Genomic DNA, 10,467 nt, shown 5'->3' with positions numbered 1-10,467 from the left:
AGCCGGAGCCCAGCGCCTCGGCCGCGGTTTCCATGGCGGCGGTGGCGGCCGCGGCACCGGTGCGGCGGTCGAGGTAGGCGGCGATGGTCTCGCCGGGAATCCGTTCGTGTTCCTGCGGCAGCCAGCCGACAAAGGCGTCCGAGGGCGCCGTGCTCACCGACCCCGCCAGCGGTGCGTCCGCGCCTGCCAGGATCCGGAGCAGCGTGGTCTTGCCGGCACCGTTGGCGCCGACCACCCCGACGACGTCGCCCGGCGCGACGGTCAGGTTCAGGTTGGAGAACAGGGTGCGGTGGCCGTGGCCGCCCGAGAGGTCCTTGGCCACCAGCGTTGCAGTCATGCCTACCAGTCTAGAGAGCGGCGGCGGGTGGTCCGGACCGCGCCGGCTCCGGGGCGGGAAACGGTGGAGTCTGCCGGCCTGGCCCGCGCCGCCTCCACGGCGGGGAACCGTGGAGCCTGCCGGCCCGGCCCGCGACCGGCGGGGAAGGGCGTGGGCGCCGGCTGGCTATGCTGGAGAAGTCGCGTCGCAGCGCCTGGGGCGGACAGAGCCCGGCCGCATGCGGCGCCGGATTTGTTGAACAAGCGCGAAGGCGGGATGCAGATGTCAGGGATAGTGGCTGCCCACGGGGAGTTCGATGCGACAGCGGGCGAACGGATGCTGGACCGGTTGGCACACCGTGGGCCGGACGGATCGGGGTCGCGCCGGGTGGGCAATTCCTGGCTCGGCAGCCGGCAGCTGGCCATCGTCGATCCGGAGAACGGGCAGCAACCCCTGGCCGGCCGCGACGGCGACGCGTGGCTGGTGGGCGACGGCGAGATCTACAACTACCGCCGGATCCGCGACCGGCTCGGGCATGAGGGTTTCCGGACCCGCTCCGATCTGGAGGCCGCGCTGCGGCTGTACGAGGAGCTCGGCGTGGCCGCCTTCGAGAAGCTCTGGGGTCCGTTTGCCCTGGTGGTCGCGGGCGATGACGGGCGGTTCGTCGCGGCCAGGGATCTGCTCGGATTGTCCCCGTTGTACTGGGCGCGCCGCGGCGAAACCGTGCTGTTTGCCTCCGAAATGAAGGCGTTCGACGACGAGTGGCGGCCTTTCGTGGAGCCGTTTCCGCCGGGCCATGCCTGGACGCCGGAGGACGGCCTGATGGCGGGGCCCGTCTTCCCGGCGGGCGCCCCGGTGCTGCTCAAGAGCCGGCGGCCGGACGAGGATCCGCCGCAGTGGGTCTTCGATGCCCTGCGCGACACCCTGGTCCGGGCGGTGGAGCGAAGCCTGGAGGCCGACGTTCCGGTGGGCGTCCTGTTGTCCGGCGGGGTGGACTCCAGCATCGTCACGGCCGTGGGGGCCCGCAAGGCCGCCGAGCGCGGGAAGGTTCTCAAGACGTTCGCCGTCGGCCTGGAGGGCAGCGCCGACCTGCTCGCCGCCCGGGTGATGGCGGCCGCCGCGGGGACCGAGCACCACGAGCTGGTCTACACCGCAGAGGATGCGGTCGCGCTGGTACCGCAGGTGATCGCGGAGCTTGAATCCTTTGACCCGACGCTGGTGCACAGCGCGGTGCCGAACTTCCTGGTGTCCCGGCTGGCCGCCGAACACGTGAAGATTGTGCTGGTGGGCGAGGGAGCCGACGAGCTGTTCGCCGGCTACTCGCATTACGGCCGCCACGACTCCGGCGAGGCGCTGCACGAGGATCTGCTGGAGACCATCGAAGGCATGCCCATCGGGGGACTGCAGCGGGTGGACCGGGTGGCCGGCGCCAACGGGATCGAACCGCGGTTGCCCTTCCTGGACCTGGACATGGTGGAACTGGCCTTGGCGTTGCCGCCGGCGTGGAAACTGACCGGACCGGAGCGGCCGGCCAAATGGCTGTTGCGCAAGGCCTTCGACGGGATGGTTCCGCACGAGGTGCTCTGGCGGCCGAAGGAGCAATTCGGCGAGGGCACCGGCATGAACGATGTGCTTCGCGAACACTTCGAAGCCTCGGTCAGCGAAGCCGAGCTCGAGCAGGAGGCCGGCGTGCTGGATCCGCCGGTGCGGACCCGCGAGGAACTCGCTTACTACCGCATCTTCGCCGCTGCATTGCCGGGGATCGATGCGCAGAAGACGGTCGGACGTTTCGCGGAGGCCTGAGACGCGGGCGGTTTCGGGGAGGCCCGGGACTGCCGGCGGTTCGGTAGGCCTGAGACGGCCAGCGGCCGCCGGTCGTGGTGACCGGCGGCCGCTGGCCGTTCTGCGGTGGCAAGGTGCGGTGGCTAGCCCACCAGGCCCTGCTCCTGCAGCCACTCCTCGGCGACGTCGCGGGGATCCTCGCCGTCGTTATCCACCCGGCCATTGAGCCCGGTGATGACTTCATTGGTCAGCGCGGCGCTGATCGGTGCCATGATCTCCGCAATGGCCGGGTACTCGTCCAGGGTTTCCTGGCGCAGGGTCATGGAGCCCTGGTACGGGACGAAGAATTCCTTGTCGTCCTCCAACACGGTCAGGTCGTTAAAGATGACCCGGGCATCGGTGGAGAAGACCTCGCCGAACTGGCAGGATCCGCCGACCTGTGTGTAGATGAGGTTCAGGTCCAGCTCCACTATCTTGCCGAACTCGAAACCGTACGCCTTCTCCAGGCCGGGGAGCCCGTCGTCGCGGTTGATGAACTCGCTGGCGGCGCAGACGGCAGCCTGGTCCGGGTTCTTCTGGATGAACGCGGCGGCTTCGGTCATGTTGGTGATGCCTTCGGCCTCCGCGAACTCCTTCTTCGCGGCGATCCGGTAGGTGTTCTCGAACGGCGCCGGTTCCAGCCAGGCGACGCCGTTCTCCGCGTCTTCCTTCGCGACGGCGCCGTAGAGGTCTTCCGGCACGTCCTCGGTGGTGTGGCCGAGGACATTGACCCAGCCGGTTCCGGTGTAGTCCCAGTAGAAGTCCACCTGGCTCGACTGCAGGGCCTCGCGCACGGTCGCGCTGCCGGAGATGCCTGTCTTGTCCTCGACGGTGGCACCGGCATCCTCGAGCGCGACGGCCGCGATCTGGGCAAGCAGGATGGATTCGGTGAATTCCTTGGAGCCCGCCGTGAAGTGCGCGCCCGCAAGCTCGCCGTCGCCAGTCGCCTCGGCTGCGTCGCCGCCGCCGCAGGCCGTCAGCAGCAAGGCCACTCCGGCGCCAAACGCGGCGAACGCCGTCTTCCGTGAACTATTCGCTTTCATCATTCCTCTTTCGTCATGCAGGGGATGGCCTAGAGCCCTTTCGGGCGCAGGAAGTCTTCGGCGATGCTCGCCAGGTAGTCGATCAGCAGTGCCAGCACCGCCGTCAGCGCGGCGCCGACAATCTGGACCAGCACGCGGTTGGTGGACAGCCCGGCCACGATGATGTCCCCGAGTCCGCCCGCGTTGATGTAGGTCACCAGGGTGGCCGTACCCACGTTGATCACCAGGGCGGTGCGAACGCCGGCCAGCATGATCGGCACCGCGAGGGGAAGTTCGAGCCGGCGCAGGACGCCGAACTTGGAGATGCCCATGCCCCGCCCGGCTTCCAGCACGGATTCGTCGACCTGCTCCAGGCCCACCATGGTGTTGAGCAGCACCGGGATGATGGCGTAAAGCACCAGGCCCACGATGGCGGCCTGGAAACCCAGGAACAGAAACGCCACGGCCAGCAGGACAAGCACGGCGATGGTCGGAACCGCCTGTCCCAGGGTCAGCAGGGTAATCAGGTAGGGGCGCACCCGGCGCATGGCCGGGCGGGTGAACAGGATGCCCAGCGGCACCGCGATGACCAGGGTCAGCAGCGTCGAGACCGCGGTCAGCTGCAGGTGCCGGCCCAGGGCGGCGGCCAGGTTGGCCGGGGCCAGGGCGCGCGCCTCGATGCTGTCCAGTTCCTGCGAGCCGACGTACAGGTACAGCGCCAGGCAGGCCAGCGCCAGGATGGCCGGCACCAGCAGGTAACCGGTCAGGCTCCGGCGCCGCGTCCCGGCCGGTGGTTGGACGGCAACGTCTTGGTCGTGCACCGGGTGTGGTGCGGCAGCGGCCACGTCAGCCACCCGCCTGTACGGCTTCGGCCACCTCGCCCAGCCCGGCCCGGGCTCGAGCGACCGCCGTGTCCCGCATGGCGCGGATGGCCTCATTGATCTGTTCGATGTCCACCACGCCTTGGTAGACACCGTGCGAGTCCACCACGATCGTCACGCTGTAGCGGGCGGTGATCAGTTCGTTCAGCGCATCGGACAGCGTAGCCCTCGGTTCCAGGATTGCTTCCGGCGGCAGGCCCACCTCGTCCAGCGCGCGCGTACCTGCCCGGTGCAGATCGTCCGCACCCACCCAGCGGCGGGGCCGCCCGGCATGGTCAAGCACCAGGAGCGCCGAGCGGTCGCTGCGCCGCAGCTGTTCCAGCGCGTCCTCGGCCGGGGTGTCCAGCCGGACGGTCGGCCACTGGGTCAGCTCGATATCGGCCACGCGGCTGAGGTTCAGCCGCTTTAGGGAGGCGCCGTTGCCGATGAAGTCGGAGACGAAATCATTGGCAGGGGCGGTCAGGATCTGCTCCGGGGTGTCGTATTGGGCAATCCGGGAGCGGTCCTGCAGGATGGCGATCCGGTCGCCCATCTTGATCGCTTCATCAATGTCATGGGTGACGAACACGATGGTCTTGCGCACCTCCGACTGCAGGCGCAGGAATTCGTTCTGCAGCCGGTCCCGGGTGATCGGGTCGATGGCCCCGAACGGTTCGTCCATCAGCATCACTTCCGGGTCTGCGCCCAAGGCACGTGCCACCCCGACCCGCTGCCGCTGTCCGCCGGAGAGCTCCTTGGGGTAGCGGTTGCGGTAGGTCGACGGCGGCATGTTGACCATGTCCAGCAACTCGTCGACCCGTGCGGAAATACGCTTGGTGTCCCAGCCCAACAGCTTGGGCACGGTGGCCACGTTTTCGCCGATGGTCATGTGCGGGAACAGGCCGACTTGCTGAATGACGTAGCCGATGCGGCGGCGGAGCTGGTCCGGGTCGGTGGTGGTAACGTCCTCGCCGTCCAGGATGATCCGGCCGGAAGTGGGCTCGATGATCCGGTTGATCATCTTCATGGTGGTGGTCTTGCCGCATCCCGACGGGCCGACCAGCACCACGATCTCGCCCTCGTAGATGTCCAGGGTCAGGTCGTCAACCGCGTTGTCCTTCTGCCCGGGAAACCTCTTGGACAGGTTCTGTAAGCGGATCTTGACCGGCCTGGGCTGGGGGGTCTGATGGTCGGATACGGTCATCGGATTCCTTTGGAGGTAGTCAGCTTGCGGACGGTATGGAAGAGCAGGTCGAACAGGATGGCGAGGACAATCACGCCGAGGGTTCCGGCCAGGACCATGTTGACGGCCACCGGCGTGCCTACCCGGGCCAGGCCGGTGAAGATCAGCTCTCCGTAGCCCGGGCCCAGGACGATCGCGCCGATGGCAGCGATGCCCAGCAGGATCAGGGTGGTGACGCGGATGCCGGTGATGATCACCGGCCACGCCAGCGGCAGTTCAATCCTGAGCAGCCGCTGGGTACGGCTCATGCCCATGCCCTTGGCCGATTCCACGATGGCAGGATCCACTTCGCGCAGGCCGGTGATGGTATTGCGGACGATGGGCAGCAGGCCATACATGGTGAGGGCGACGACGACGGGCAGCGCGCCCAGGCCCAGGGGGCCGATGAGGAGGATGAACAACGCGAAGGAGGGGACGGTCAGGAAAGCACCGGTGACCGCGAGGACCGTTTCGCGCGGCCGTTCGTGCCGATAGGTCGCGATGCCCAGGCCGACCCCGATCACGGTGGCGAGCGTGACCGAAACGCCCACGAGGACGGCATGCTCGATGCCCATTTCCAGCATGTCGTCGGCGCGTTTCGCGAGAAACTCGAAAAAGTTCACACGTTCCTTTCTGCAACCTCTGCCGGGAACAAGACACGGAGAGACCGAGGCTGGTGTGGTTTCTGTTGCCGATGTGGCAGATGCTACGACTGCCCGTAACTATAGTTGATTCCGGCTCGTGGATGCCCATCGGGCTGCCGGCAGCGGGCCGCCGCGGTCGGTCAGTCGCGGATCCGGACGGCGGTTTCGCGCAGGAACTGGTCCACGCGTGTGTAGGCGTCGCGGGTGAGCGCCTTCCACAGGCGCATCGCCAGTTTCGGGTCCTGCTCCTCCAGTTCTTCGATCGCCTCCGAGGACAGCACCATGAGTTCCACCGGGCCGTCCGCCTTCTCGGTGGTTTCCTGCCGGTCTTCGCTGCCCAGCGCGAGTTCGCCGAACGTCATGCCGGCGCTGAGCGTGCTCAGCTTGACCCGCCGTCCCTCGGAGTCGGCGGCGATGGTGCTGATCCGGCCGGAGACAATGAAGTACACCCCGCCAAACCGTTGGCCGACCCGCCGGACGATCTCGCCGTCCTCGTACTTCGCGGGCTCCATGCGTTCCACCAGGGCGACGATTTCGTCCGGGTGCAGGGTGCCCAGGGCCAGCGACTGCTCCACGGGAACCGACGTGGGCACGCCCAGCGGATCCCCGTAGCGGGCGATGAGGCGGTTCTCGGAGAACTCGACGGCACCGGTGCGGGTGTCGAAAACCGGCACGGGCCGCCCGGTATCGGCGAAGACGTTGGCGAGCCTGTCCTCCGGATCGATCAGCAGCAGTTCACGGTTGTCCGCGGCCAGGATCTCCTCCAGGCGGGCGAACATGCGCAGGGCCACGCCGCCCACTTCGTCGACGCGCCGCAGGTCCAAAACCACCAGCTCGACGTCGTCGGGGAGCGAGCTGATCTCCCGGACCATCGATTCCGTACCGGCAAACAGCAGGTCACCGTTGAGCTCGATCAGCTGCGCGCGATGGCCGTTCTCCCGCAGCACCTCGGCCGACTCGTCCGTGCGGCGGATACCGGAAGGAACGTCGGTGATGTCGTAGCTGGCGCGGATCGCGGAACGCCCCGCACGCGCGGAGCGCACGAAATGCATCTCCATGTCCTCGGACAGCCGGCGGCTCACGGCGATCCCGCGGACCGACCCGCCGTGGTCGTCCAGCGGCGGGGAGAACACCGCGAGCCCGACCTGCCCGGGAAGCACCGCCAGGGTGCCCCCTCCCACCCCGGACTTCGCCGGCATCCCCACGTTGGTGACCCAGTCTCCGGCGTCGTCGTACATGCCCGACGTCATCATGACCGACAGCACCCGTTCCACCGGTCCGATGTCCATGACGTGGTTGCCTGTGACGGGATTGGTGCCTCCGTTGGCCAAGGTCGCGGCCATGATGGACAGGTCCCGGCAGGTCACCTGCACCGAGCACTGCCGCAGGTAGTTTTCCAACGCGGTGGTGGGGCTGTCCTCGATGATGCCGAACGAGCTCAGCAGGTAGGCCAGTGCGTGGTTGCGGTCGCTGTTGCGCAGCTCGGCTTCGAACACCCTCGGGCTGCTCTTCAGTTTCCGGCCGGCGAACTCGGAATACGTGTTCAGGATCCGTTTGATCGCGGACCTGCCGCCGGAGCCCTTGATCATCCCGGTGACCGCCAGCGCGCCCGCGTTGATCATCGCGTTGGCCGGCCGCCCGGTGCCGGCGGCGAGGGAGATCTCGTTGAACGGGTCCCCGGAGGGCTCCACATCCACCTTTTCGTCCACCGCGTCGAAACCAAGCTCGGCCAGCGCCAGCGCGTAGCTGAACGGCTTGGAGATCGACTGCAGCGTGAATTCCTTGCGCGTGGTGCCCACCTCGTAGACGTAGCCGTCCACGGTAGCCAGGCAGATCCCGAAGTCGTCCGGATCCACTACCGCCGAGGCAGGACCAACCAGATACGGCGTGCCGCCGCGGAGTTCGGAGATCTCGGCGTGCAGGGTGCGCAGGTAGCTGTCGATCGGCGATTCCATATCACCAGCGTAAGCGGGCGGACGGCGCGCCCCGGACAGCCGCCCGGGCCGGCCTACGCCTCATCGCGCCATCGGGCCAACGCGCGATCCGACTACCGCGCGATGGGGCTACCGCGCAATCCGACTGCCCTGCGGCGCGATGGTCAGGGAGGCGACCTCTTCCAGGTCCGGGTGCAGATCGTCGCCGCCGTGCACCACGCCCTTTTCCCACCAGATCTTCAGGCCGTCGGGGGAGTCCTCCAGGCTGGCCAGGTTGTTGTCGAACCATGGCCGCATGTGGCTCTTCCAGGTGAACGGCGGATTTGGGACCTTCGCGCCGCGGGCTACGAGCGCGCCGACCGGAGCGGCGATGCCATAGGACATGGCGGCGGTGAAATAGCGCAGGAACCGGGGCAGCGGGTTGCGGACGGGCGAGCAGACGACCTGGACGATCCGGCTGCCCGAGTCGCGCACCACCTCCGTCACGTAGGAGAAGTGCACGTCGCCCGAGAGGAAGGTGACGGTCTCCGGCGCCGGTCCGCGCCCGCCGTCGGCCACCTCCTGCACCACGCCCGCCACCTCGTGGAAGGTGCGCTGGAAGGCTGCCCAGTGCTCCAAATCCACGGCCCGCCGCAGCAGTTCGCCGGCGGCCGCCGGCAGCTTGCCCCAGGCGCCTTCGCTGAGGGCCTCGTTCCACGACTCGATGTGGTGCAGGCCCTTGGGCAGCAGGAACGGCAGCGAGGTCCCGATCAGCAGGTGCTTGAAGCCGCCCTGGAGCTGGCTGTCCAGCCAGGCCATTTCTTCCTCGTCCAGCAGCGTCCGCCGGTCCGGCTGCAAGTCACGGGCCGCGCGCGAGTCGAGCACGACCAGCCGTGAACCGCCGATGTCGCGGGTGAAGCTCCAGCGGTAGGTGTCCGGCTGCCGGTCCGCCCGTTCCGCGAAGGCTTCCAGCGCGTCGCTGAGGTCCGGTTCGCCGTCGCCCGGATGGTTCACCACCTGCTGCCACAGTTCGTCCTCGGCACGCTGCTCCGGGGACAGGTTGCCCAGATGCTGGTAGACCCAGTAGGACGCGAGGCCGGCGACAATGCGGCCATGCCACCAGGGCTTCTTTTCCATCTGCCGCCGCCAGGTCAGCGAGGCGTTCCAGTCGTCGCGGATGTCGTGGTCGTCGAAGATCATCGCACTGGGCAGCGTGGACAGCAGCCATCGGTTGGCGCCGTCCGACCACGCGAGCATGTACAGGTGGGCGTATTCCGCGTAGTCCTTCAGCTCTTCGCCGGGCGGTTCCTTGATATTGCGGCGGGCGCGGATGAACTCCTGCATCGCCTCGGAGGTCGAGTCAGCATAGACCTGGTCGCCGAGGAAGAGCAGCAGGTCGGGCCAGCCGGGTTCCGTCCCGTCGGGTGCCTCGCCGGTCGCGTCCCCGGTCCCGGTGCCGGCCTTGTCCCCGGGCCGGGCCGCGCCGTCGGCACGGTGCAGCGCGTATGCCCGGAGCGCGTCCACGCCGTGCTGCCTGTTGCCGGTCGCGTCATGCTCGACGCTGGTGCGGCAGGACCCAAAGGCCAGCCGGAGCGGGCGTCCGGGCGTGAGGGTGCGGATCACGGGTGACGGGTACGGCGAGTCCGGTTCCGGCCAGGCCGGCATGCCGTCAACCTCCACCCGATAAGGTGTCACGCTGCCTGGCTCCAGCCCCTCGGCCTCGACCAGCGCGTAATGGTGGCCACGCACGGAGAACGTGCCTGCCTGCCAGCTGCGCCCCTGGACCACGACGGCGACGGTGGCGGCTTCGCGGGTTTCCACCCAGATGCTGGCCGACGTCTGGTCCACATAGCGCAGCATCGGGCCAAGTACCAGCGGCGATGCGGTCATGAATCCTCCTGCCTGTCCCGACAGAACGGTGTTCCCTTGCGCAACTCTGCCACTATCGCCCGCCTGCGGAAAGAGCCCGCTGCGGAGGATCCCTTTTCGCCGCGGGCATCGCCGCCGTCATTCCCGGGGCCGGGCGGCGGGGTGGAGGCGGCCGACGAAGGCGGCCAAGCAGCGTCGGAAGGCGGCCGGTCAGCGCTCCGGTGACAGGAGGGGCGGCAGCGTCGGAAGACGACCGGTATCGGGGACGGGCGCGTCCTGCTTTTCCTTCGGGGCGCCCTTGCCGGGATTGCCGTCGCGCTGGCCCAGGGACGGATCCGGCAGTCCGCCCTCCAGCGGCGGCACCGCGGGGAGCGCGTCCCCGGACGGCTTGCCCGACGGGCGTTTGGCATCCTGCCCGGCAGCATCCTCGGTACCAGCCGCCCGCTTCGCCTCGTGCCCGGGCTGCGGCGCGGGGGCAGCAGGATGTGCCGGGGCAGCGGGAGCGGCCGGCGAATCGGTGCCGGTGTCGGCCGAGCCGGAGCCGCCTTCCTCAATCGTGATCTCGCCCGTAACGGCCGGGACGTGGGCGGGGGCTCCGGGCACGGAGTGGATTCGGGGAGCTTCCTGGCCGGTGCCGGACGGGGCGAGGAAGCCCACGACGTGCCGGACGGCCTGGTCCGCGGCTGCCCGGAAGTCGGGGTTGGCGGCCGCGACGCCGGACACTCCCAGCCCGGTGGCGACCACCGCGGCCGTGAGGACAAGGGCGCCGCGCACCGTGCGGCGTCGCCGCAGCGGTACGA

The 10,467-nt window shown here is 68.7% G+C and carries 8 protein-coding genes and 1 pseudogene; 1 reads left to right on the top strand and 8 read right to left on the bottom strand.

Annotated elements, in window-relative coordinates:
* Window positions 1–337 (bottom strand): ATP-binding cassette domain-containing protein (locus AC5RV2_RS10250; protein ID WP_494092237.1); only part of this gene is annotated, 337 nt, incomplete at its 3' end.
* Between the two features lie 261 nt (window positions 338–598).
* Here AC5RV2_RS10250 and asnB point away from each other — a divergent pair.
* Window positions 599–2,119 (top strand): asparagine synthase (glutamine-hydrolyzing), encoded by a 1,521-nt coding sequence (gene asnB / locus AC5RV2_RS10245; protein ID WP_494092236.1) that lies wholly within the window; start codon window positions 599–601, stop codon window positions 2,117–2,119.
* A gap of 122 nt (window positions 2,120–2,241) precedes the next feature.
* Here the strand turns inward: asnB and AC5RV2_RS10240 are convergent, their stop codons facing one another.
* The 7 genes and pseudogenes from AC5RV2_RS10240 to AC5RV2_RS10210 form a co-directional block, all read right to left on the bottom strand.
* Window positions 2,242–3,183, bottom strand: coding sequence for a glycine betaine ABC transporter substrate-binding protein (locus AC5RV2_RS10240; protein ID WP_494092235.1), 942 nt, complete (start codon window positions 3,181–3,183; stop codon window positions 2,242–2,244).
* A 26-nt stretch (window positions 3,184–3,209) separates the two neighbouring features.
* Complete coding sequence (locus AC5RV2_RS10235; RefSeq protein ID WP_494092234.1) at window positions 3,210–4,013, bottom strand: ABC transporter permease; 804 nt, start codon at window positions 4,011–4,013, stop codon at window positions 3,210–3,212.
* Window positions 4,006–5,223, bottom strand: coding sequence for an ABC transporter ATP-binding protein (locus tag AC5RV2_RS10230; protein WP_494092233.1), 1,218 nt, complete (start codon window positions 5,221–5,223; stop codon window positions 4,006–4,008). Before AC5RV2_RS10230 ends, AC5RV2_RS10235 begins: the two co-directional genes overlap by 8 nt.
* Entirely contained in the window at window positions 5,220–5,864 is a 645-nt protein-coding gene (locus tag AC5RV2_RS10225; protein ID WP_493978798.1) for an ABC transporter permease, read from the bottom strand. Before AC5RV2_RS10225 ends, AC5RV2_RS10230 begins: the two co-directional genes overlap by 4 nt.
* Before the next feature lie 161 nt (window positions 5,865–6,025).
* On the bottom strand, window positions 6,026–7,840 hold the full coding sequence (gene glsA / locus AC5RV2_RS10220) for a glutaminase A (RefSeq protein ID WP_494092232.1): 1,815 nt from the start codon (window positions 7,838–7,840) through the stop codon (window positions 6,026–6,028).
* Window positions 7,841–7,948: 108 nt separating this feature from the next.
* Complete coding sequence (locus AC5RV2_RS10215; RefSeq protein WP_494092231.1) at window positions 7,949–9,688, bottom strand: alkaline phosphatase D family protein; 1,740 nt, start codon at window positions 9,686–9,688, stop codon at window positions 7,949–7,951.
* Window positions 9,689–9,877: 189 nt separating this feature from the next.
* Window positions 9,878–10,467 (bottom strand): annotated as a pseudogene (locus tag AC5RV2_RS10210) (hypothetical protein); the annotation flags it as partial.

The sequence above is a fragment of the Arthrobacter sp. Y3225116 genome, assembly GCF_059091245.1.
The sequence above is the reverse complement of the archived record's forward strand: the minus strand, read 5'-3'. Positions and strand labels throughout refer to the sequence as shown.

Coding starts and splice junctions, on each gene's coding strand:
- asnB (WP_494092236.1), top strand. CDS start 599: ATGTCAGGGATAGTGGCTGCCCACGGGGAGTTCGATGCGACAGCGGGC.
- AC5RV2_RS10240 (WP_494092235.1), bottom strand. CDS start 3,183: ATGATGAAAGCGAATAGTTCACGGAAGACGGCGTTCGCCGCGTTTGGC.
- AC5RV2_RS10230 (WP_494092233.1), bottom strand. CDS start 5,223: ATGACCGTATCCGACCATCAGACCCCCCAGCCCAGGCCGGTCAAGATC.
- glsA (WP_494092232.1), bottom strand. CDS start 7,840: ATGGAATCGCCGATCGACAGCTACCTGCGCACCCTGCACGCCGAGATC.
- AC5RV2_RS10215 (WP_494092231.1), bottom strand. CDS start 9,688: ATGACCGCATCGCCGCTGGTACTTGGCCCGATGCTGCGCTATGTGGAC.